The 21,381-nt window shown below is 60.6% G+C and carries 18 protein-coding genes and 1 pseudogene; 5 read left to right on the forward strand and 14 right to left on the reverse strand.

Going from position 1 to position 21,381, the window contains the following annotated elements; all coding sequences use genetic code 11:
* Positions 1–3 precede the first annotated feature (3 nt).
* From tssC to ACGSLL_RS07770, 6 genes are all read right to left on the reverse strand, one after another.
* On the reverse strand, positions 4–1,479 hold the full coding sequence (tssC, locus tag ACGSLL_RS07745) for a type VI secretion system contractile sheath large subunit (protein WP_016772499.1): 1,476 nt from the start codon (positions 1,477–1,479) through the stop codon (positions 4–6).
* A gap of 25 nt (positions 1,480–1,504) precedes the next feature.
* Positions 1,505–2,008: a type VI secretion system contractile sheath small subunit gene (gene tssB, locus ACGSLL_RS07750; protein WP_003229587.1), complete on the reverse strand. Its 504-nt coding sequence runs from the start codon at positions 2,006–2,008 to the stop codon at positions 1,505–1,507.
* A 32-nt stretch (positions 2,009–2,040) separates the two neighbouring features.
* Positions 2,041–3,603 carry a type VI secretion system protein TssA gene (tssA, locus tag ACGSLL_RS07755; protein ID WP_394504610.1) on the reverse strand — a complete coding sequence of 521 codons (1,563 nt, stop codon included), beginning with the start codon at positions 3,601–3,603 and terminating at the stop codon, positions 2,041–2,043.
* Positions 3,604–4,245: 642 nt separating this feature from the next.
* Positions 4,246–4,521, reverse strand: a complete 276-nt coding sequence (locus tag ACGSLL_RS07760) for an HU family DNA-binding protein (protein ID WP_003213368.1) — start codon at positions 4,519–4,521, stop codon at positions 4,246–4,248.
* A 190-nt stretch (positions 4,522–4,711) separates the two neighbouring features.
* Entirely contained in the window at positions 4,712–5,860 is a 1,149-nt protein-coding gene (locus ACGSLL_RS07765) for an NAD(P)/FAD-dependent oxidoreductase (protein ID WP_394504613.1), read from the reverse strand.
* Between the two features lie 20 nt (positions 5,861–5,880).
* The gene (locus ACGSLL_RS07770) at positions 5,881–6,048 is read right to left on the reverse strand and encodes a rubredoxin (RefSeq protein ID WP_003177199.1); all 168 of its coding nucleotides are present in this window, start codon (positions 6,046–6,048) and stop codon (positions 5,881–5,883) included.
* A 200-nt stretch (positions 6,049–6,248) separates the two neighbouring features.
* Between ACGSLL_RS07770 and ACGSLL_RS07775 the strand changes: the two genes are divergently transcribed.
* Positions 6,249–6,809, forward strand: coding sequence for a chorismate--pyruvate lyase family protein (locus ACGSLL_RS07775; protein ID WP_394504615.1), 561 nt, complete (start codon positions 6,249–6,251; stop codon positions 6,807–6,809).
* The gene (gene ubiA / locus ACGSLL_RS07780; RefSeq protein ID WP_394504617.1) at positions 6,809–7,699 is read left to right on the forward strand and encodes a 4-hydroxybenzoate octaprenyltransferase; all 891 of its coding nucleotides are present in this window, start codon (positions 6,809–6,811) and stop codon (positions 7,697–7,699) included. The genes ACGSLL_RS07775 and ubiA overlap by 1 nt, the downstream gene beginning before the upstream one ends.
* Before the next feature lie 126 nt (positions 7,700–7,825).
* On the opposite strand, the pseudogene ACGSLL_RS07785 reads toward ubiA, so the two are convergent.
* A pseudogene (locus ACGSLL_RS07785) lies at positions 7,826–8,200 on the reverse strand (COG4315 family predicted lipoprotein); the annotation flags it as partial.
* A gap of 151 nt (positions 8,201–8,351) precedes the next feature.
* On the opposite strand from ACGSLL_RS07785, the gene phoB reads away from it, so the two are divergent.
* The 3 genes from phoB (at position 8,352) to ACGSLL_RS07800 (ending at position 11,930) form a co-directional block, all read left to right on the forward strand.
* The gene (phoB, locus tag ACGSLL_RS07790) at positions 8,352–9,041 is read left to right on the forward strand and encodes a phosphate regulon transcriptional regulator PhoB (RefSeq protein ID WP_007896474.1); all 690 of its coding nucleotides are present in this window, start codon (positions 8,352–8,354) and stop codon (positions 9,039–9,041) included.
* A 138-nt stretch (positions 9,042–9,179) separates the two neighbouring features.
* A complete protein-coding gene (phoR, locus tag ACGSLL_RS07795; protein ID WP_394505010.1) occupies positions 9,180–10,466 on the forward strand; it encodes a phosphate regulon sensor histidine kinase PhoR in 1,287 nt (428 codons plus the stop codon).
* Between the two features lie 123 nt (positions 10,467–10,589).
* Entirely contained in the window at positions 10,590–11,930 is a 1,341-nt protein-coding gene (locus tag ACGSLL_RS07800; RefSeq protein ID WP_394504620.1) for a hemolysin family protein, read from the forward strand.
* Between the two features lie 72 nt (positions 11,931–12,002).
* Here the strand turns inward: ACGSLL_RS07800 and ACGSLL_RS07805 are convergent, their stop codons facing one another.
* From ACGSLL_RS07805 to ACGSLL_RS07835, 7 genes are all read right to left on the reverse strand, one after another.
* The gene (locus ACGSLL_RS07805; protein ID WP_208939218.1) at positions 12,003–12,899 is read right to left on the reverse strand and encodes a peptidoglycan DD-metalloendopeptidase family protein; all 897 of its coding nucleotides are present in this window, start codon (positions 12,897–12,899) and stop codon (positions 12,003–12,005) included.
* 207 nt (positions 12,900–13,106) lie between these two features.
* The gene (locus ACGSLL_RS07810) at positions 13,107–14,063 is read right to left on the reverse strand and encodes a response regulator (protein WP_394504622.1); all 957 of its coding nucleotides are present in this window, start codon (positions 14,061–14,063) and stop codon (positions 13,107–13,109) included.
* A gap of 177 nt (positions 14,064–14,240) precedes the next feature.
* Complete coding sequence (phoU, locus tag ACGSLL_RS07815; protein WP_394504624.1) at positions 14,241–15,002, reverse strand: phosphate signaling complex protein PhoU; 762 nt, start codon at positions 15,000–15,002, stop codon at positions 14,241–14,243.
* Positions 15,003–15,113: 111 nt separating this feature from the next.
* On the reverse strand, positions 15,114–15,947 hold the full coding sequence (gene pstB / locus ACGSLL_RS07820) for a phosphate ABC transporter ATP-binding protein PstB (protein WP_090287634.1): 834 nt from the start codon (positions 15,945–15,947) through the stop codon (positions 15,114–15,116).
* 182 nt (positions 15,948–16,129) lie between these two features.
* Entirely contained in the window at positions 16,130–17,800 is a 1,671-nt protein-coding gene (gene pstA, locus ACGSLL_RS07825) for a phosphate ABC transporter permease PstA (protein ID WP_394504628.1), read from the reverse strand.
* A 16-nt stretch (positions 17,801–17,816) separates the two neighbouring features.
* Positions 17,817–19,850 carry an ABC transporter permease subunit gene (locus ACGSLL_RS07830; protein WP_394505012.1) on the reverse strand — a complete coding sequence of 678 codons (2,034 nt, stop codon included), beginning with the start codon at positions 19,848–19,850 and terminating at the stop codon, positions 17,817–17,819.
* 412 nt (positions 19,851–20,262) lie between these two features.
* The gene (locus ACGSLL_RS07835; RefSeq protein WP_090287642.1) at positions 20,263–21,261 is read right to left on the reverse strand and encodes a phosphate ABC transporter substrate-binding protein PstS; all 999 of its coding nucleotides are present in this window, start codon (positions 21,259–21,261) and stop codon (positions 20,263–20,265) included.
* Between the last annotated feature and the right edge of the window lie 120 nt (positions 21,262–21,381).

The following is a 21,381-nucleotide window of genomic DNA, read 5'->3' on the forward strand; positions in this document are numbered from 1 at the left end:
CTCTTACTCTTTGTCCAGCTTGCCAACCAGCGACAGGGTGAAATCGGCACCCATGTACTTGAAGTGCGGACGCACGTTCAAGCTCACGCGGTACCAGCCCGGCTCGCCTTCAACGTCGCTGACGATCACCTGCGCAGCGCGCAGCGGACGACGGCCACGCACTTCGGCGCTCGGGTTTTCCTGGTCGGCGACGTACTGACGGATCCACTTGTTCAGTTCCAGCTCGAGGTCGGTACGTTCTTTCCACGAACCGAGTTGCTCGCGCTGCAGCACTTTCAAGTAGTGAGCCAGGCGGTTGACGATCATCATGTACGGCAGTTGGGTGCCGAGCTTGTAGTTCAGCTCTGCCGCCTTGCCTTCTGCACTGATGCCGAAGAACTTTGGCTTCTGCACCGAGCTGGCGGAGAAGAACGCCGCGTTGTCGGAGCCTTTGCGCATGGTCAGGGAAATGAAGCCTTCCTCGGCCAGTTCGTATTCACGACGGTCGGAAACCAATACTTCGGTAGGGATCTTGGTTTCGATTTCGCCCATGCTTTCGAAATGGTGCAACGGCAGGTCTTCAACCGCGCCACCGCTCTGCGGGCCGATGATGTTCGGGCACCAGCGGAATTTGGCGAAGCTGTCGGTCAGCTTGGTGCCGAACGCGTACGCAGTGTTGCCCCACAGGTAGTGCTCGTGGCTGTTGGCAACGGTTTCCTTGTAGACGAACGATTTGACCGGGTTTTCTTCCGGATCGTACGGGTTGCGCAGCAGGAAACGCGGCACGGTCAGGCCAACGTAGCGGGAGTCTTCCGAAGTACGGAAGCTCTGCCATTTGGCGAATTGCGGGCCTTCGAAGTGGTCTTTCAGATCTTTCAGATCCGGCAGGCCGGTGAAGCTTTCCAGGCCAAAGAATTTCGGGCCGGCGGCAGCAATGAACGGCGCGTGGGACATGCACGAAACGCTGGCCACGTACTGCATCAGCTTGACGTCTGGCGAGCTTGGCGACATGTAGTAGTTGGCGATGATCGCGCCCACAGGCTGACCACCGAACTGGCCGTATTCAGCGGTGTAGATGTGCTTGTACAGGCCCGACTGCATGACTTCCGGCGAATCTTCGAAATCGTCCAGCAGGTCTTCTTTGGAGACGTTGAGGATTTCGATCTTGATGTTTTCGCGGAAGTTGGTGCGGTCGACCAGCAACTGCAGGCCACGCCACGACGATTCCAGCGCCTGGAAATCCGGGTGGTGCAGGATTTCGTCCATCTGACGGCTGAGCTTGGCATCGATCTCGGCGATCATGCGGTCAACCATGGCCTTCTTGACCGGCTCACCGTTGTTCTGCGGCTTGAGCAGTTCTTCGATGAACGCCGACACGCCGCGCTTGGCGATGTCATAGGCTTCGTCGTCCGGAGTCAGACGGGTTTCGGCGATGATGCTGTCGAGAATGCTGTATTCGCCGCTGGCGGCGCTCTTCTCTTGTGCTGCGCTAGTGCTCATTGTGTTGGCTTCCTTGGCAAGAGTCTCAGGCGTCCGGGGCTGCGGCGTTCAGGCCCAGCTCACCGAGTACGCGACCACGGGATTCGTCGTCGGCGAGCACGCCTTCGATCGCTTTACGGAACGCAGGCGCGTTACCCAGCGGGCCTTTGAGGGCCACCAGCGCATCGCGCAGTTCCATCAGTTTTTTCAGCTCAGGCACTTGCTCGACCAGGCTGGCCGGGTTGAAGTCCTTCATCGAATTGACGCGCAGTTGCACAGCCAGCTCGTCGGCCTCGCCATCTTCCTGCAGACGGTTCGGCACGCTCAGCGTCAGACCCAGTTCTTGCTTGGCCAACACTTCATCGAAGGTCATCTTGTCGATGCTGATCGGCTTGCGATCTTCGATTTTGCGATCGTCCTTGCGGTGGGTGTAGTCACCGATTGCCAGCAGTTTCAGCGGCAGTTCAATCTCTTCCTGAGCACCGCCGGTGGCGGGTTTGAAGGTGACGTTGATGCGTTCCTTGGGGGCTACCGAGCCTTCTTTGGCCATGGCTTTTCTCCTTGCGGTTGTGGCCCTGGGGCCTATTCGAGTACCACTTCGAGGTCGAGGTGGCACAGCCTGCGATAAATCTCTTCCTTGCGTTCACGTACGGCATGGTTCTGCGGCAATAACTCGCAGCAACTGTGCAGCAGGTGCAGCACTTCCAATGCAAGATCGGGCTCCCAGGCGTGCAGGCCTGAGTCCTGTAATGTCTGATCGAGGGTTTCCAGCTGGTTCTTGGCCAGTTCGTATTTCTTGGCCATGAAGCACAGCCGCGCGAGGGCGAACTGCCAGAAAAACCGTTCGCGCCCGCCGTGGGCTGATTGCAGCCCCTGCTTGAGCGTCTGCACGGCGGGCTTGAGGCCTTCCTTGCGCAGCAGTGGCAGGACCTCCTCGAGCGCTTTCTCCCAAGCGGGCTGGGTTTCGACGTTTTCGCTTTCGACCTTGCGCGGCGCACTGGCGCTCTGCAGGTGCGGCATGACGTTGGCGGCGATCCACGCGCGGGTAGACGGATCGGCGAACGGCGCGCCGTCATGGAAGCGCAACTCGACAATGCCCGGCAGGCGCTGAACCAAAAGCGCGAAGTGGATTTCCACTTCGCGCATGGCCAATTCGGCGTTGAGGTTCTGGAGACATTCCCAGACCATCCTCTGGCCATCGAACCAGAACGGCGCCTTCGCCAGGCTCGCCTCCAGTTCCACCAGCAGGTCGGCGTATTTGCCCTGATCGAAACGGTCCTGATAGAGCTTGAGCTTTTCCAGCGGCAGGCCGCGCAACACGGTGATCTGCTCGGCGTTGCGCTCGGGCACCGCGTCGATGGTCATCCACAGCAAGGTGCGGTTGAGGCGCAACGCGCGCAGGTCGGTGGCTTTCTGTTTCAGCCACCAGGCGCACAACGGCCGGGCGCTTTCCTGCTGGGCACGCAGGGCTTTGTGCGCATCGCGTTCGTTGTCGATCGGTGCGCCGGGAGTGAGCAACTGGGTCGCGGCCTGCTTGACCTGCGCCACTGCCGCGCCGACCACGCCGGGGGCCGGCTGGTTGTCGGCAGCGCGCTGGATCATGGTTTTCAGGCGACGGGAGATCGGCAGCAGCAGCGGCGCGTCATCGCCCAGATGTTCAGTGCAAGCGGCTTCAAGACCGGCCAGGTGCTCGGAGAGCTGCCGGAACATCGGCAACTGCTCTTTGATCGCGATGTTTTCGGTAATGACCTGCTCGAGACGCGGCACCAGCCAGCCAATGGCGGCGGCACGGGTGCGCGGTTTGAGCGGGTGGACGTCGGCCCAGTTGTTTTCCGACAAATGGTGCAGCAGACCGAGGCCGGCAAGCAGCCCAGGGAAGGATTCGCGCTGATACAGCGACCAGGTCAGCCAGGCGCCGACACGCAGATCCTTGGATTGGGTACGCAGCAGGTTTTCGCTGTTTTCGCGGATTTTCAGCCAGTCGATCTGCCCGCTTTCGTGCATCGACGAGGCTTTGGCCAGCTCGCTTTCCAGCGCCTCGAATTCGCTCGAAAAACGAACGTCTTCGCCCGCGAAATTCTCTTTGGAAACAGAGACTTTTGCGAGTTCGAGGTAATGGGCGGAAAGTTTGCTTGAGTAGGACATCCATGGCCTTTATTAAGGATTACAGTCGTGCGGGCGAATAGAGTGTCAGCCACGCGGGACAGTATCGAAGAGCAGTTCAGCGACTCATCCAATTGAGATGTGCTCTTTCAAGTGGGCGCATCGTAATCACAATGATGGCCACTAGCAAGCATCTGATTAAACAACAAGACGAAGTGTTCTTTGTTTGTTGTAGGAGGTTTCCTTATATCTAGTCAGGGTATCCCTGATACGCCCTTCGTCTGTGCATTCTCCCCAGACACGCCTGAAACCCACGATCCAGAGCGTCCGTTTCACCAACCCGCAACGCCACGGAGCGCGCTGGCAAAGACGGCTCGGAGCATGACCGCTTTTGAAAAATTCGGATGTAGGATGATTCCGAAAGACTTCGGTATTGTTTCAACGCATCGCTGCGGGACAACAAAACAACATTAAAAGTGCCATCATCTTGATAGCATTTATAAAAAATTATTAATCGCCTGAAGGTATGCAAAGCCGTCGCGCTAATCAAACGCCCTTATTAATACCTTTGGCATTAGCGCGCCTTGTTCACTAATTGGCGGACATAAAAAATGGGCATTCGACCGCAATCGATATGCCCATTTTTCCCAGCGGTTCTCCCTTTATTCAGGAGGTTCGCTGCAATTACGGATTAACGCTGTCTTTCAACGATTTGCCTGGCTTGAACGCAACGGTGTTGCTGGCCTTGATCTTCACCGGTTCGCCGGTTTGCGGGTTTTTGCCGGTGCGGGCGCCGCGGTGGCGTTGCAGGAAGGTGCCGAAGCCGACCAGCGTCACGCTGTCCTTGCGGTGCAGGGCGCCGGTGATTTCTTCGAGAACGGCGTTGAGGACGCGATTGGCCTGTTCTTTGGTCAGGTCCGCTTTTTCCGCGATGGCGGCGGCGAGTTCTGGTTTACGCATTAGTGAAGCCCCTTTGACGGTTTTTTGTTGTTATGTCCGTGCTGTTCTCGTTGGAACAGCGCCCAAGGCGCCGCAGGCTCTACTCTGCGGCAGACGGGAGTGAGAATGGCACGCGGATACGGGCGACGCCAGTCTCCCCGCGACCTTTGTCGGGGCAAAAGCGGGGTGTTTACGACAGAACGACCGGCATTTACGCCAGCAGGGCCGGAAGCTGTTTGTTCAGGGCAAGTTTTTCCATGACCGCAGCACCGGTCAGCGCATAACCGAGCAACTGACCCTCGGCATTGCGGCACAGCGCCTTGATGTCGGCGCCCTGCCCCTCCACCGTCCACACGCCTTCGCTGCCACGCGGCGGCGGCGAGACCACCAGCGGGCACACCGGGGTTTTCACGGTGATCGGCATCGGGCCGTAGCTGACCGCCGTCGGGTTTCCCGCCAGGGTTTGGGCCAGCGCTCGCGCGCAGCTCATGAGCGGCATCACGTACAGCAGATTCAGCCCGTCGACCTCGGCGCAATCGCCCAGGGCGTAAATATTGGCGTGGGAGGTTTTAAGCTGCCGATCAACCATGACACCGCGATTGACCTGGATGCCCGCCGCCGCTGCCAGATCGACGCGTGGACGCAGGCCAATGGCCGAGACCACCACGTCGCAGGCAATGACCTGACCGTCGGACAGGTGCGCTTCGAGGCCATCGGCAACTTTCTGCAGCCGGGTGAGCACCGGGCCGAGGTGAAATTTTGCGCCGAGACTTTCCAGCCCGGCCTGCACGGCGGCCGCAGCGGCAGGGTGCAACAGGGTCGGCATGACCTGCTCGCACGGCGCAACCAGTTGTACTTCGTAGCCGCCGAGGATCAAATCATTGGCGAACTCGCAGCCGATCAGCCCGGCGCCGAGCAACAGCACGCGGCGCTTGCCGGCTGCGGCGGCACGAAACCGTGCGTAGTCTTCCAGATCATTGATCGGAAAGACCAGCTCGGCGCCATCGCCTTCGACCGGCACGCGCACGGTTTCCGCGCCCCAGGCGAGGATCAGATCGCGGTAGTACACCGCTTCTTCACCGATCCACAGGCGCTTGTGCCCGGCATCGATGCCGCTAATGCGCGTGTGAGTGCGCACCTCGGCCTTCAACTGCTCGGCCATGGCCCCCGGCTCGGCCATGCTCAGGCCGTCGGCGTCCTTGTTCTTGCCGAAACCGGTGGACAGCATCGGTTTGGAGTACGAGCGGCCGTCATCGGCGGTGATCAGCAGCAGCGGGGTTTCGCTGTCGAGCTTGCGAAACTCACGGGCCAGGTTATAGCCCGCCAGGCCAGTGCCAATGATGACGACAGGTGCGCTCATGCCTTGCTCCTTGATTTTGCTTAGTTGATTTCGATCATTTCGAAGTCCATTTTGCCGACGCCGCAGTCCGGGCACAGCCAGTCTGCCGGCACGTCTTCCCAGCGGGTGCCCGGCGCAATGCCGTCATCCGGCCAGCCGTCGGCTTCGTTGTAGATCAGGCCACAGACGATGCATTGCCACTTTTTCATTCGGATACTTCCTCAAGGTTCAGGCGATTGCTGGCGCGGACGGTCGATGGGTGTTGCGCTGCCATCCGGCTCAGGGCGTTTTGTACTGAGGGTGCCCGGCAGATGCAAGCCTGTTCGGCGCAACGGCCACCCGGATCGATCAATCTCACCGCCCGCCATGGTAAGCTCGCCGCCTCATTTGCGGCCAATAATGACTCATTGTGCAACATACAAATGCCTGCCCCGCCCCGCTCTGGCTGACCCAAAGCCGACTGACACCCCGACCCGATTCGCTGACCCTGGACTGGTTGTTTGACGAAGGCTCGCTGACTCGCCGCCTGACGCGGCTGTCCTGCGATGGCTTCAGCGTGACGCCGTTGTTCGAAGGCTGGGCCACCCTGCGCAGCGACGAATGCGCGGCGCTGGAACTGGCCGAAGGCAGCGAAGGCTGGGTGCGCGAGGTGTATCTGCGAGGCCACGGTGAGGCCTGGGTGTTCGCCCGCAGCGTGGCCTCGCGTGCGGCATTGCAGGGCGACGGATTGCACATGGATGAACTGGGCAGCCGCTCGCTGGGCGAGCTGCTGTTTTGCGATCAGGCGTTTCAGCGCCGCGCCATTGAAGTTTGCCATTACCCTGAAGACTGGCTGCCGGCAGAAGCCAAAGCGCCCGCGCTGTGGGGGCGGCGCTCGCGTTTCGACCGCGGCGCGCTGAGCGTGCTGGTCGCGGAAATCTTCCTGCCGAGCCTGTGGCGCGCCGCCCACGCCCATCCGGAGAACTGCTGATGTATCAGAGCCTGCTCAAGTCCCTGAACCGCTTGAACCCGCGCGCCTGGGATTTCATTCAGTTGACGCGCATGGACAAGCCGATCGGCATCTATCTGCTGTTGTGGCCGACATTGTGGGCGTTGTGGATTGCCGGCAAGGGCTCGCCGTCATTGGCCAACGTGGTGATTTTTGTTCTTGGCGTAGTGCTGACCCGCGCCGGTGGTTGCGTGATCAACGACTGGGCCGATCGCAAGGTCGACGGCCATGTCAAACGCACTGCACAGCGCCCGCTGGCCAGCGGCAAGATCAGTTCGAAAGAAGCGCTGGTGTTCTTTGCCGTGCTGATGGGCGTCAGTTTTCTGCTGGTGCTGTGCACCAACGCGCCGACCATCTGGCTGTCGCTGGGTGGTCTGGCGCTGGCCTGTACCTATCCGTTCATGAAGCGCTACACCTATTACCCGCAAGTGGTGCTGGGCGCGGCGTTTTCGTGGGGCATGCCGATGGCGTTCACTGCCGAGACCGGCGAGTTGCCCGCAGCGGCATGGCTGCTATGGATCGCCAACCTGCTGTGGACGGTGGGTTATGACACCTACTACGCAATGACCGACCGCGATGACGACCTGAAGATCGGGGTGAAATCCACGGCGATCCTGTTCGGTGAAGCGGATCGGGTAATCATCCTCAGCCTGCAGGCGCTGTCGTTGGGTTGCCTCATGCTGGCGGGTTCGAAATTCGAACTGGGGATGTGGTTTCACCTCGGCTTGCTAGTGGCCGCTGGCTGTTATGCGTGGGAGTTCTGGTACACCCGCGATCGCGACCGGATGCGTTGCTTCAAGGCGTTTTTGCACAACCACTGGGCCGGGTTGGCGATTTTTGTCGGGATCGTGCTGGATTACGCACTGCGCTGAACATTCGAACCTGTGGGAGCGAGCCTGCTCGCGAAGGCGTCGTGTCAGTCAACCTATTTAATAACTGACACACCGCGTTACCGCGCACGCGCGCTCCCCCAGGGTATTGGGCGCCGGCTCTTTGGCTTTGGCAACTTTCCACGCGCCGTCCATCTTGCCGTCGCCGGTCATGTCGCCGGCCTTTTTGTCCATCACGAAGGTGTACAGCGGCATGCCCTGGTAAGCCCACTGCATCGAGCCGTCGTCACGCTTGACCACCGTCCAGTCGCCCATCGACTTGTCACCCGCCTGCGCCATCAATGGCGGCCAGTTCGCTGCGCATTTGTCATTGCACGCGGACTTGCCGGCGGAGTCCTTGGCGAAGGTGTACAGGGTCATGCCTTTATGGTCGGTGAACATGCCGTCCTTCTCCATCGCCGGCTCGGCAGCCATGGCCAATCCAGGCAAAGTCAGGGCAGCGGCCATCAGCAGGGCTTTGAAAGAAACAGTCATCGCAGTCATGGAAACCTTCTTTTGTGGTTGTCAGGATTCGGACTTAGAGCTTAGTTCAGGATCGGTATAAACGCCGTCGCGCTGAAATACTGTCACACGACTGCAATAATTCCGTTATCTAATGCGGCGCAAGACAGTTAAATGACAAGAGGATTAAGGCATGGTTGGCAGGAGCATTCTGATCGTCGACGACGAAGCGCCCATTCGCGAAATGATCGCCGTGGCGTTGGAAATGGCCGGCTATGACTGCCTCGAGGCAGAGAACTCGCAGCAGGCCCACGCCATCATCGTCGACCGCAAGCCGGACCTGATCCTGCTCGACTGGATGCTGCCGGGCACGTCCGGCATCGAACTGGCCCGACGCCTCAAGCGTGACGAGCTGACCGGCGACATCCCGATCATCATGCTCACCGCCAAGGGCGAAGAGGACAACAAGATCCAGGGCCTGGAAGTCGGCGCCGACGACTACATCACCAAACCGTTCTCCCCGCGCGAACTGGTCGCCCGCCTCAAGGCTGTGCTGCGCCGCGCCGGCCCGACCGACGGCGAAGCGCCGATCGAAGTGGGTGGCCTGCTCCTCGATCCGATCAGCCACCGCGTGACCATCGACGGCAAACCGGCCGAGATGGGCCCGACCGAATATCGTCTGCTGCAATTCTTCATGACCCACCAGGAACGCGCCTACACCCGCGGCCAGTTGCTGGATCAGGTCTGGGGCGGCAACGTCTATGTCGAAGAGCGCACCGTCGACGTGCATATCCGCCGGCTGCGCAAGGCCCTCGGCGATGCCTACGAAAATCTGGTACAAACCGTGCGCGGTACGGGCTATCGGTTCTCTACGAAGGCATAAAGAACAGCTGCAAGCTTTCAGCTACAAGCGGCAAGACACAGCGCGCCGCTTCAACTTGTAGCTTGCAGCTTGACACTTGAAGCTGCGGCTAAGGACGCCTCTGTGAATCAAAACTGGCATGGCACCCTGATTCGCCACATGCTGCTGCTGGTCACCGCGTGCCTGGTGATCGGGCTGATCAGCGGTTATTACGGCTGGAGCCTCGCGGTGGGCCTGGGCCTGTATCTGGCCTGGACGCTCAAGCAATTGCTGCGTCTGCACGAATGGCTGCGCCAGCACCAGCCCGATGAAGCGCCGCCCGATGGCTACGGTCTGTGGGGCGAAGTGTTCGACAGCATCTACCACCTGCAACGCCGTGACCAACGCGTGCGCGGGCGGCTGCAAGCGGTGATCGATCGGGTGCAGGAATCCACCGCGGCGCTCAAAGACGCGGTGATCATGCTCGACAGCGACGGCAACCTGGAATGGTGGAACCGCGCCGCGGAGACCCTGCTCGGCCTCAAGACCCCGCAAGACAGTGGCCAACCGGTGACCAACCTGGTGCGGCATCCGCGCTTCAAGGAATATTTCGAGCAGGACAACTTCGCCGAGCCGCTGGAAATCCCCTCACCGACCAACGATCGCGTGCGCATTCAGCTGTACCTGACCCGTTATGGCAACAATGAGCACCTGATGCTGGTGCGCGACGTCACGCGCATCCATCAACTGGAGCAGATGCGCAAAGACTTCATCGCCAACGTTTCCCACGAATTGCGCACACCGCTGACGGTGATCTGCGGCTATCTGGAAACCCTGCTCGATAACGTCGAGGAAGTGAACCCGCGCTGGAGCCGCGCCCTGCAACAGATGCAGCAACAGGGCGGGCGCATGCAGACGCTGCTCAACGACTTGCTGCTGCTGGCCAAGCTCGAAGCCACCGATTACCCGTCGGACAACCAGCCGGTGCAGATCGATGCGCTGTTGCAGTCGATCACCAGCGACGCCCAGCAATTGTCTGGCGCTAAGAATCAGCACATCACGCTGGAAGCCAATGCTGGCGTGCTGCTCAAGGGCAGCGAAGCGGAGTTGCGCAGTGCGTTTTCCAATCTGGTGTTCAACGCGGTCAAGTACACGCCGGCCGAGGGCAACATTCGGATTCGCTGGTGGGGCGACGATCAGGGCGCGCACCTGAGCGTGCAGGATTCGGGCATCGGTATCGACAGCAAACACCTGCCGCGCCTGACCGAACGCTTCTATCGCGTCGATTCCAGCCGCAACTCCAACACCGGCGGCACCGGCCTCGGCCTGGCGATCGTCAAACACGTGCTGTTGCGCCATCGCGCGCGCATGGAGATCAGCAGCGTGCCCGGCCACGGCAGCACGTTCACCTGCCACTTCGCCCCGGCCCAGGTGGCCAGCGCACGGGCGATCAGCGCCGCCGAGTGACGCCGCCCGGCACACGCCACTAGGCAATTGCCCAGTCAGCCGCTACATTGGCTGACTTGTGCCTGCCTTTCAGGCGCTGCTTTCCCTTACTTTCGAATCAAACGGAACCTGCAAAACTCCATCATGGACCCTTCCCCTGGCTTGTCCCTCGCTACCATTTTCGCCGACTTCGGCATGATTCTTTTTGCTCTGATCCTGGTCCTGCTCAACGGCTTCTTCGTTGCGGCGGAATTCGCCATGGTCAAATTGCGCTCGACCCGGGTCGAAGCCATCGCCGAGCAGCACGGCTGGCGCGGGCATATCCTGCGCACCGTGCACAGTCAGCTCGATGCCTACCTCTCGGCGTGCCAGTTGGGTATTACCCTCGCCTCCCTCGGCCTGGGCTGGGTCGGTGAGCCGGCGTTCGCGCACATCCTCGAGCCGCTGTTGAGCGCAGTCGGCGTCGATTCGCCGGAGATCGTCAAAGGCGTGTCGTTCTTTACCGCGTTTTTCATCATTTCCTATCTGCACATCGTGGTCGGCGAACTCGCGCCGAAGTCGTGGGCGATCCGCAAACCGGAACTGCTGTCGCTGTGGACGGCGGTGCCGCTGTACCTGTTCTACTGGGCGATGTACCCGGCGATCTACCTGCTCAACGCCAGCGCCAACGCGATTTTGCGTATCGCAGGGCAAGGCGAACCCGGCCCGCACCATGAACACCATTACAGCCGCGAAGAACTGAAACTGATCCTGCACTCCAGCCGTGGCCAGGATCCGAGCGACCAAGGCATGCGCGTACTGGCCTCGGCGGTGGAGATGGGCGAGCTGGAAGTGGTCGACTGGGCCAACTCCCGGGAAGACCTGATCACCCTCGAATTCAACGCACCGCTGAAGGAAATCCTGGCGATGTTCCGTCGCCACAAGTTCAGCCGCTATCCGGTGTACGACAGCGAGCGCCAGGAGTTCGTCGGCCTGCTGCACATCAAGGACCTGCTGTTGGAACTGGCGGCGCTGGACCACATCCCCGAGTCGTTCAATCTGGCCGAGCTGACCCGTCCGCTGGAGCGTGTGTCGCGGCACATGCCGTTGTCGCAGCTACTGGAACAGTTCCGCAAGGGCGGCTCACACTTCGCCGTAGTTGAGGAGGCTGACGGCAACATCATCGGCTACCTGACCATGGAAGATGTACTGGAAGTGCTGGTCGGCGACATTCAGGACGAACACCGCAAGGCTGAGCGCGGCATTCTCGCCTATCAGCCGGGCAAGCTGCTGGTCCGTGGCGATACGCCGTTGTTCAAGGTCGAACGCCTGCTGGGCATCGATCTGGACCACATCGAAGCGGAAACCCTTGCCGGGCTGGTCTATGAAACCCTCAAACGCGTGCCGGAAGAGGAAGAAGTACTGGAAGTCGAAGGCCTGCGGATCATCATCAAGAAGATGAAAGGGCCGAAGATCGTGCTGGCCAAGGTGTTGATGCTGGATTAACTGGCTGATCCGGGAACGCGTCGCTGCTTTCGCGAGCAGGCTCGCTCCCACCCTGGAATGCATTTGCCGATGTTACTGCTTGCCCAACGCAAAGTTGGGCAACGCCCCCAGTGGCTGGTTGAACTGATACGGAATCGACACCAGCCCTTCGCCGGTATTGCGCTGCACCACGAAGTGCAGGTGCGGGCCGCTGCTGTTGCCGGTATTGCCCGACAGCGCCAGCGGACTGCCGACCTTGACCCGCTGCCCCTCACGCACACTCACCGAGCCCTGTTTCAGGTGCAGGTACACGCCCATCGTGCCGTCATCGTGCAGCACGCGCACGAAATTGCCAGACGCATCGGTGCCGCGCCCGCTCTGGGAGTTTTCAGTCTTCACGACGACGCCGGCCCGCGCGGCGATGATCGGCGTGCCCACCGGCATGGCGATATCCATTGCGTAGCGATTCTTCGGCCCGTAGTGGCTGTACTGGCCGTTGGCGCCCTGGCTCAGGCGAAACGGCCCGCCACGCCACGGCAGCGGATAACGATAGCTCTGCGCCGCACCTGCGGGGTCGCCCAGCGAATAATGGAATTGCGGCGAATACACCAGCGGCTTGCCGGCGGAGATCGCCGTCAGCAGCGCCAGCCGAGTATTGCTGCGCGCCGGCAGCACCCGGCGAATGGTCTGCGCCGGCGCGCCGCGCACATTGCTCAGGCCGGTAAACGCCAAGGCAATCTCGACCGGCGCATACAGATCATTGCGCACGAACACCACGTCGGTGCCTTTCTGCTTTTTGATATCGAGGTAGACCTGGCGCTCCAGGCGCTCGACCATGCGGTCCTGAAACACGAACACCTGCGCGCCTTTGCTCGGCCGGTCGCTGTAGGAAACCACGCCGTTGGCATCGGTGGATTTGTAGATGGTCATGGCCACTGCCGAGGTGCAGGCGAGGAAAAGACCACAGAGAAACAGCAGGCGCGCGAGCATGGGCAAGAATCTGTCGAAAGGAGGCCTGGAAATGAGCCTAGCAGGTGAAGCAGACCAGGCTAGTCGACAGATGTTGCAAATTGGCAGTCTGGAAAATGGATGTCGTGGGTGATGGCCCCTTCGCGAGCAGACTCGCCCCCACTCTTGGAATGCATTCCAGGGTGGGAGCGAGCCTGCTCGCGAAGGCGGTGTGTCAGGCGAGGAAGATCACGCGCCCGGCACGAAATGCTTCTGCGCCGTGCCACGGGCGATCAGGCGCGAGATGTAATCGAGCTTCTGCGCGTCCTGATCGACGAATCGGAAGGTCAGTTGCAGCCATTCACTGTCTGGCTTCTGCTCGACCGCAACCACGGCGTGCAGGTAACCGTTGAGGCGCGCGACTTCGGCATTGTCGCCCTGCTCCAGATCGAGCACGGCGCTGTCGAGGACCTGCGGCAGGGTCTCGGTGCGCTTCACCACCAGCAGCGCTTCCTTGATGCTCAGCGCCTTGATCACGCATTGCTGGGTGCCGCTCGGCAGGCGCAACTGGCCCTGACCGCGACCACCGACCGGCGCTTTCGCCGCGGCAGGTGCCTGCACCGGCGGCGCGTTGAGCAAACCGCGCGATGGCGCTGCTGCAGCGGCCGGCGCTGCTGCAGCAGGCTTGGCAAACGGGTTGGCCGCCGCAGCGGTCGGGGCGGCGCCGACCACGGCAGGTTTGCCGCCGGTCAGTGCGCTCAGCGAATCGTTGCCGAACGCCGAATTCATCTTGGTCGGCGCGCTGTTCATCAGGGTGTCGAGCTTGCCGACCTTGTTCAGCGCCTGCTTGACCTTGGTCAGCAACTGCTCATTGGTGAACGGCTTGCTGACGTAGCCGGAAACGCCGGCCTGAATCGCCTGCACGACGTTTTCCTTGTCGCCCCGGCTGGTCACCATGACGAACGGCATGGTCTTGAGATTGTCTTGCTCGCGGCACCAGGTCAGCAGTTCGAGACCGGACATTTCCGGCATTTCCCAATCGCACAACACCAGGTCGAAGGCTTCTCTGGCCAGCATGGCCTGGGCCTTTTTGCCGTTCACGGCGTCCTCGGTGCGGATCCCCGGGAAGTAATTACGCAGGCACTTTTTCACCAGGTCACGAATGAACGAAGCATCGTCCACGACCAACACACTGATCTTGCTCATCCAACACCCCTATTAAAATCCCGGCAAGCATAACGCTGGCTGATGGCACATTGCCAAAACTCTTCAGTCACGCCGGGACTTTTCGTTCGCGGGTGCTGCTTTTTAATTCGAATCTGCCCATGAAAAGCACAAACAAAAACGCCCGGCCAAAGGGCCGGGCGCTTTTCTCAGGCAATCTTACTTATCGTCAGCTTCGCCCGGAACATTAGCGGTTTCGTCGCTGGTGCCTTCAACTTCTTCCTTCATGCGCTTGAGGCCCATGTGCCGCACGTCGGTGCCGCGCACCAGGTAGATCACCAGTTCCGAGATGTTGCGCGCGTGATCGCCGATGCGCTCCAGCGAACGCAGGACCCAGATGATGCTCAGCACCCGCGAGATAGAGCGCGGATCTTCCATCATGTAGGTCGCCAGCTCGCGCAGGGCGGTTTTGTATTCGCGGTCGATGATCTTGTCGTACTGCGCCACCGACAGCGCCAGATCGGCGTCGAAACGCGCGAAGGCGTCCAGCGCATCGCGGACCATGTTGCGCACCTGGTCGCCGATGTGGCGAACCTCGACGTAACCGCGCGGCGCTTCGCCTTCTTCGCACAACTGGATGGCACGCCGGGCGATCTTGGTCGCTTCGTCGCCGATGCGCTCAAGGTCGATCACCGACTTGGAAATGCTGATGATCAGACGCAAGTCCGACGCTGCCGGCTGACGACGGGCAAGAATGCGCAGGCATTCTTCGTCGATGTTGCGTTCCATCTGGTTGATTTGGTCGTCGATTTCGCGCACTTGCTGAGCCAGACCGGAATCGGCCTCGATCAGCGCCGTGACGGCGTCATTGACCTGTTTCTCGACCAGCCCGCCCATGGCCAGCAGGTGGCTGCGCACTTCTTCCAGTTCGGCGTTGAACTGCGCGGAAATGTGATGGGTTAAACCTTCCTTCGAAATCATGATTTGCTCCGCAAAAGCCATGAGCTGCAAGCTACAAGCTGCAAGCTGATTTGTGTCGTACTCGAACCGCTCTTTCTTGCCGCTTGAAGCTTGCGGCTTGCAGCTGTTCGGTCAGCCATAGCGACCGGTAATGTAGTCTTCGGTCTGCTTCTTCGCCGGATTGGTGAACAGGGTATCGGTGTCGCCGAATTCCACCAGTTTGCCCATGTACATGAACGCCGTGTAGTCGGACACCCGTGCCGCCTGCTGCATGTTGTGCGTGACGATGACGATGGTGAACTTGGATTTCAGCTCGTAGATCAGTTCTTCGACTTTCAGCGTCGAGATCGGGTCGAGGGCCGAGCACGGTTCATCGAGCAGCAAAACTTCCGGTTCAACGGCGATGGTACGGGCGATCACCAGACGCTGTTGCTGACCACCGGACAGGCCAAGCGCCGAGTCGTGCAGACGGTCTTTGACTTCGTCCCACAGGGCAGCGCCTTTCAATGCCCACTCGACCGCTTCGTCGAGGATGCGCTTTTTGTTGATGCCCTGGATGCGCAGGCCGTACACCACGTTTTCGTAGATGGTCTTCGGGAACGGGTTGGGTTTCTGGAACACCATGCCGACGCGACGACGCAATTCGGCAACGTCTTCGCCCTTGCGATAGATATTGTTGCCGTACAGGTTGATTGCGCCTTCAACGCGGCAGCCGTCAACCAGATCGTTCATGCGGTTGAAGGTGCGCAGCAGGGTCGACTTGCCGCAACCGGACGGGCCGATGAACGCGGTCACGCGCTGCTTCGGAATATTCATGCTGACGTCGAACAGCGCTTGTTTCTCGCCGTAGTACAGGCTCAGGCCGGGCACTTCGATGGCCACGGTTTCCTGTTCGAGGTTCAGGCTCTGCTTGTCGCGGCCCAGGGCAGACATGTTGATGCCGTGGCTGTGTGTTTCGTGCTGCATGGGAGGCTCCCTGTGCTGACAAATTCGGTTTGTTGAGCCGCAGGCCTGGCCAGCGGGTAACGCAAATTCAGTGTTATCGCGGCCCCTGTGGGAGCTGGCTTGCCAGCGATGCAGGCGACGCGGTGTTTCAGTTACACCGCGGTGATGCCATCGCTGGCAAGCCAGCTCCCACAGGGTTTGTGTTAACTGTCCAAAGCTTTGTATTTTTCGCGCAGGTGGTTGCGGATATACACCGCCGACAGGTTCAACGTCGCGATCACCAGCACCAGCAACAGCGCCGTGGCGTACACCAGCGGACGGGCCGCTTCGACGTTCGGGCTCTGGAAGCCGACGTCATAGATGTGGAAGCCCAGGTGCATGATCTTCTGGTCCAGGTGCAGGTACGGGTAGTTGCCATCCACTGGCAGCGACGGCGCCAGTTTCACCACGCCCACCAGCATCAGCGGCGCCACTTCACCAGCGGCACGCGCCACGGCGAGGATCATGCCGGTCATCATCGCCGGGCTGGCCATCGGGATGACGATCTTCCACAGCGTTTCCGCCTTGGTCGCGCCCAGTGCCAGCGAACCTTCGCGCACGGTACGCGGGATTCGCGCCAGACCTTCTTCGGTCGCCACGATCACCACCGGCACCGCGAGCAGGGCCAGCGTCAGCGAGGCCCAAAGCAGACCCGGCGTACCGAAGGTCGGCGCTGGCAGTGCTTCAGGGAAGAACAAGCGGTCAACCGAACCGCCGAGCACGTAGACGAAGAAGCCCAGACCGAACACGCCGTAAACGATCGCCGGTACACCGGCAAGGTTGTTCACCGCGATACGAATCACACGCGTCAGGGTGTTCTGCTTGGCGTATTCGCGCAGGTACACCGCCGCCAGTACGCCGAACGGGGTCACGATCATCGCCATGATCAGGGTCATCATCACGGTGCCGAAGATCGCCGGGAAGATCCCGCCTTCGGTGTTCGCTTCACGCGGGTCATCCGAGAGGAATTCCCAGATCTTGCTGAAGTAGAAGCCGACCTTGGTCACCGTGCTCATGCCGTTTGGCTGGTACGCATGCACGACTTTGCCCAGACCGATTTCAATTTCCTTGCCGTTGGCGTCACGGGCGGTCAAGGCGTCGCGGTTGAACTGTGCATGCAGATCAGACAGACGTGCTTCGATGTCTTTGTAGCGTGCGTCCAGCTCGGCGCGCTCGGAGGCCATGTCCGCTTGCGCGGTGGCGTCGAGCTTGCCTTCCAGCTCGAGCTTGCGACCGTGCAGACGGATGCGCTCGAGGCCGGCGTTGATCGCGCCGATGTCGGTTTTTTCCAGTGTCTTCAGTTGAGCCGCGAGATCGTTGACCCGATCGATGCGCGCTTGCAGCTCAGGCCATGCGGCCTCGCCTTCGGCGATGACCTTGCCGTCCTGTTTGACGTTGACCAGGTAGCCATAGAAATTGCCCCACTCGCGGCGCTCGATCGCCATCAATTCGGGCGGCGTGGTCTGCTTGGTCAGCCAGTCGCCGACAATCCACGTGAAGTCGTTGCCGTTCAGGTCACGGTTGCCGACCTTGACCAGCTCGCGGGTCATGAATTCCGGGCCTTCGTCAGGCACTGGCAGGCCGGCACTCTTGAGACGGGCACGCGGCACTTCTTCTTTCTGCACCACCTCGCCGACGATCAGGTGATTGGCCTGGCCGGGCACGTCGTAATGCGCGTGGATCAGGTCCGCCGGCCAGAAGTGACCGAGACCGCGCACGGCAATCACCGCCAACAGGCCAATGGTCATGATGACCGCGATGGACACCGCGCCACCGCTGATCCAGACGCCTGGGGCGCCGCTCTTGAACCATCCTTTCAGGGAGTTCTGTTTCACAGACTTCTACCTTTGCTTAAAGCGACGAGTATTTCTTGCGCAGACGCTGACGAATCAGTTCTGCCAGGGTGTTCATGACGAAGGTGAACAGCAGTAGCACCAGCGCCGAGAGGAACAGCACGCGGTAGTGGCTGCCGCCAACTTCCGACTCGGGCATTTCCACTGCAACGTTGGCGGCCAGGGTGCGCAGACCTTCGAACAGGTTCATTTCCATGACCGGGGTGTTACCGGTGGCCATCAGTACGATCATGGTTTCGCCGACGGCGCGGCCCATGCCGATCATCAGCGCCGAGAAGATCCCCGGGCTGGCGGTGAGGATGACCACGCGGGTCATGGTCTGCCACGGCGTGGCACCGAGGGCCAGAGAACCGAGGGTCAGGCCGCGTGGCACGCTGAATACGGCGTCTTCGGCGATCGAGTAGATGTTCGGGATCACCGCGAAACCCATGGCCAGACCGACCACCAGAGCGTTGCGCTGGTCGTAGGTGATGCCCAGGTCGTGAGAAATCCACATGCGCATGTCGCCGCCGAAGAACCAGTTCTCCATGAACGGGCTCATGTACAGCGACAACCAGCCCACGAACAGGATCACCGGAATCAGCAGCGCACTTTCCCAACCGTCCGGGACTTTCAGGCGGATCGATTCAGGCAGGCGGCTGAAAGTGAAACCGGCGACGAGGATGCCGATCGGCAACAGCATCAGCAGGCTGAAGATGCCCGGCAGGTGTCCTTCCACATATGGCGCGAGGAACAGACCGGCGAAGAAACCGAGGATCACCGTCGGCATCGCTTCCATCAGCTCGATCACCGGTTTGACCTTGCGGCGCATGCCCGGGGCCATGAAGTACGCGGTGTAGATTGCGGCGGCAACGGCCAGTGGCGCGGCCAGCAGCATCGCGTAGAACGCGGCTTTCAGGGTGCCGAAGGTCAGTGGCGACAGGCTCAGTTTCGGTTCGAAATCAGTGTTGGCCGCGGTCGATTGCCAGACGTACTTAGGCTCGTCGTAGTTCTCGTACCAGACCTTGCTCCACAACGCGCTCCACGACACTTCCGGGTGCGGGTTGTCGAGCAGCAGCGGTTGCAGCTTGCCGCCGGCTTCGACGATCACCCGGTTGGCGCGCGGCGACAGACCGAACAGGCCCTGGCCGTCGACAACCTGATCGACCAGCAGCGTGCGGTGTGCGGTGCTGTGGAACACCCCGAGCTTGCCGCTGGCGTCGAGGGCGAGGAAGCCTTTGCGGCGTTCTTCGGCGGCGATTTCAACGATGGGCGTAGTGCCCATCTGGAACGTGCGAATCTGCTTCAGGCGCTGCTCGCCATCGGTGTCACGGGCCATGAACCACTGGGCCAGACCGCCCTTGGAGTCGCCGACGATCAACGAGATACCGCCGACCAGTTGCGTGGTCGCGGTGACTTCGGCGTCTGCATTTTCCAGCAGCTTGTAGCGACCGTTGAGGCTCTTGTCGCGCAGACTGAAGACGTCGGCCTGAGCGCGACCGTTGACCACGTACAGCCACTGCTGGCGCGGGTCGACGAAGATGTTTTTCACCGGCTCGGTCATCTGCGGCAGATCGATACGCTGCTGCTCGTTGGTGACTTCGCCGGTCATCAGGTTTTCTTCGCTGGTCAGCGACAGAACATTGAGTTGCGAACCGGTAGAGCCGACCAGCATCAGGGTCGTATCGGTGGCATTGAGGCTGACATGCTCCAGTGCACCGCCGCTTTCGTTCAGCGCAATCGGCGTCTCACCGTACGGGTACTCGATGGCCGGCGTGATGGTTTTCTTGCCATCGGGGTAGCTGACTTTGTAGGTGTGACGGAACACCAGCGCCTGACCGTTGGACAGACCCACGGCCACCAGCGGATGACCCGGCTGGTCTTCACCAATCGAAGTCACGCTGGCGCCGGCGGGCACTGGCAGATCGACGCGCTTGAGTTCAGCGCCACTGTCGATATCGAAGAACAACGCCTGGCCCTTGTCGGAGACGCGCATCGCAACCTGATTCTGCTCTTCGAGCGAGATCATCAGCGGCTTGCCGGCGTCCTGCATCCAGGCCGGGGTGATCGAGTCCTTCGCGGTCAGGTCGGCACCTTGAAACAATGGCGCAACGACGTAAGCGAGGAAGAAGAAGATCAGGGTGATGGCCGCGAGCACCGCCAGGCCGCCAACGAGGACGTACCAACGGGTGAAGCGATCCTTGAGCGCGCGAATGCGGCGCTTGCGTTGCAGCTCAGGCGTATTGAAATCAATGCGCTTGGGAGGGGAAGTCGTAGTCATTGGGGAATTGGCCAGATCATTCATGCGCACACCCTAGCGATCCTGTATGACAGAAAGATGACAATGCAGTGACGCAGCAAATCCGCCACCCGGAAGGCCCGGCAGCGGAGTCGAAATTTGGTAGTTGTGGGAGCGAGCAGGCTCGCTCCCACAAAGAGTCCGGCGTTACGCCAGGCTCGATTTGTTACTGCTTGGCGACAGAGCCGCCTTCCTGCAGACCGAGGTCAGCCAGTGCTTTTGCAGCAACCTTGGCTGGCAGCGGGATGTAGCCGTCTTTCACCACCACTTCCTGGCCCTGCTTCGACAGCACCAGTTTGACGAACTCGGCTTCCAGCGGGGCCAGAGGCTTGTTCGGGGCTTTGTTGACGTAAACGTAGAGGAAGCGCGACAACGGGTACTTGCCGTTCAGGGCGTTTTCTTCGGTGTCTTCGATGAACTCGCCGCCTTCTTTCTTGGCCAGGGCAACGGTTTTCACGCTGGCGGTCTTGTAGCCGATACCTGAGTAGCCAACGCCGTTAAGCGAGCTGCTGATCGACTGCACCACCGACGCCGAACCTGGTTGTTCGTTGACGTTTGGCTTGTAGTCGCCTTTGCACAGGGCTTCTTCCTTGAAGTAGCCGTAGGTGCCAGATACCGAGTTACGGCCGAACAGTTGCACTGGCTTGTTGGCCAGGTCGCCGGTCACACCGAGGTCACCCCAGGTCTTGACGTCAGCCTTGGCACCGCACAGGCGTGTCGAGGAGAAAATCGCATCGACCTGAGCCATGGTCAGGTGCTTGATCGGGTTGTCCTTGTGCACGAATACGGCCAGGGCATCCACGGCAACCGGGATGGCAGTCGGCTTGTAGCCGTACTTCTGCTCGAAAGCCTGCAGCTCGTTGTCCTTCATCTTGCGGCTCATCGGGCCCAGGTTGGCGGTGCCTTCGGTGAGTGCAGGTGGCGCGGTGGAGGAACCGGCGGCCTGAATCTGGATGTTGACGTTCGGGTATTCTTTTTTGTAGTTCTCGGCCCACAGGGTCATGAGGTTGGCCAGGGTATCGGAACCGACGCTGGACAGGTTGCCCGACACACCAGTGGTCTTGGTGTAGCTCGGGATAGCAGGGTCAACAGCGGCAACCGCGTTGGCAGTCGCAACGCCAGCAGCGACAAAAGTCATTGCCGCCATCAAACGCTTCAGTTTCATGCCTTACTCCTAGCAGATAGGGTGTGTTAAGTCGGGGCCAAGTATCAGCGGGCCGTGTGAACACTCTATGGCTGAAATATGACAATTGGATGAAAGGCCAGCATGTCGAGACAGATCGTT

The sequence above is a fragment of the Pseudomonas retamae genome, from assembly GCF_043496865.1.
GTDB classification, from domain to species: domain Bacteria; phylum Pseudomonadota; class Gammaproteobacteria; order Pseudomonadales; family Pseudomonadaceae; genus Aquipseudomonas; species Aquipseudomonas retamae.

Excerpts from the sequence above, each read along its gene's own strand:
- tssC (WP_016772499.1), bottom strand. The coding sequence starts at position 1,479 with ATGAGCACTAGCGCAGCACAAGAGAAGAGCGCCGCCAGCGGCGAATAC.
- tssB (WP_003229587.1), bottom strand. The coding sequence starts at position 2,008 with ATGGCCAAAGAAGGCTCGGTAGCCCCCAAGGAACGCATCAACGTCACC.
- tssA (WP_394504610.1), bottom strand. The coding sequence starts at position 3,603 with ATGTCCTACTCAAGCAAACTTTCCGCCCATTACCTCGAACTCGCAAAA.
- ACGSLL_RS07760 (WP_003213368.1), bottom strand. The coding sequence starts at position 4,521 with ATGCGTAAACCAGAACTCGCCGCCGCCATCGCGGAAAAAGCGGACCTG.
- ACGSLL_RS07765 (WP_394504613.1), bottom strand. The coding sequence starts at position 5,860 with ATGAGCGCACCTGTCGTCATCATTGGCACTGGCCTGGCGGGCTATAAC.
- ACGSLL_RS07770 (WP_003177199.1), bottom strand. The coding sequence starts at position 6,048 with ATGAAAAAGTGGCAATGCATCGTCTGTGGCCTGATCTACAACGAAGCC.
- ubiA (WP_394504617.1), top strand. The coding sequence starts at position 6,809 with ATGTATCAGAGCCTGCTCAAGTCCCTGAACCGCTTGAACCCGCGCGCC.
- phoB (WP_007896474.1), top strand. The coding sequence starts at position 8,352 with ATGGTTGGCAGGAGCATTCTGATCGTCGACGACGAAGCGCCCATTCGC.
- phoR (WP_394505010.1), top strand. The coding sequence starts at position 9,180 with ATGCTGCTGCTGGTCACCGCGTGCCTGGTGATCGGGCTGATCAGCGGT.
- ACGSLL_RS07800 (WP_394504620.1), top strand. The coding sequence starts at position 10,590 with ATGGACCCTTCCCCTGGCTTGTCCCTCGCTACCATTTTCGCCGACTTC.
- ACGSLL_RS07805 (WP_208939218.1), bottom strand. The coding sequence starts at position 12,899 with ATGCTCGCGCGCCTGCTGTTTCTCTGTGGTCTTTTCCTCGCCTGCACC.
- ACGSLL_RS07810 (WP_394504622.1), bottom strand. The coding sequence starts at position 14,063 with ATGAGCAAGATCAGTGTGTTGGTCGTGGACGATGCTTCGTTCATTCGT.
- phoU (WP_394504624.1), bottom strand. The coding sequence starts at position 15,002 with ATGATTTCGAAGGAAGGTTTAACCCATCACATTTCCGCGCAGTTCAAC.
- pstB (WP_090287634.1), bottom strand. The coding sequence starts at position 15,947 with ATGCAGCACGAAACACACAGCCACGGCATCAACATGTCTGCCCTGGGC.
- ACGSLL_RS07830 (WP_394505012.1), bottom strand. The coding sequence starts at position 19,850 with ATGCAGGACGCCGGCAAGCCGCTGATGATCTCGCTCGAAGAGCAGAAT.
- ACGSLL_RS07835 (WP_090287642.1), bottom strand. The coding sequence starts at position 21,261 with ATGAAACTGAAGCGTTTGATGGCGGCAATGACTTTTGTCGCTGCTGGC.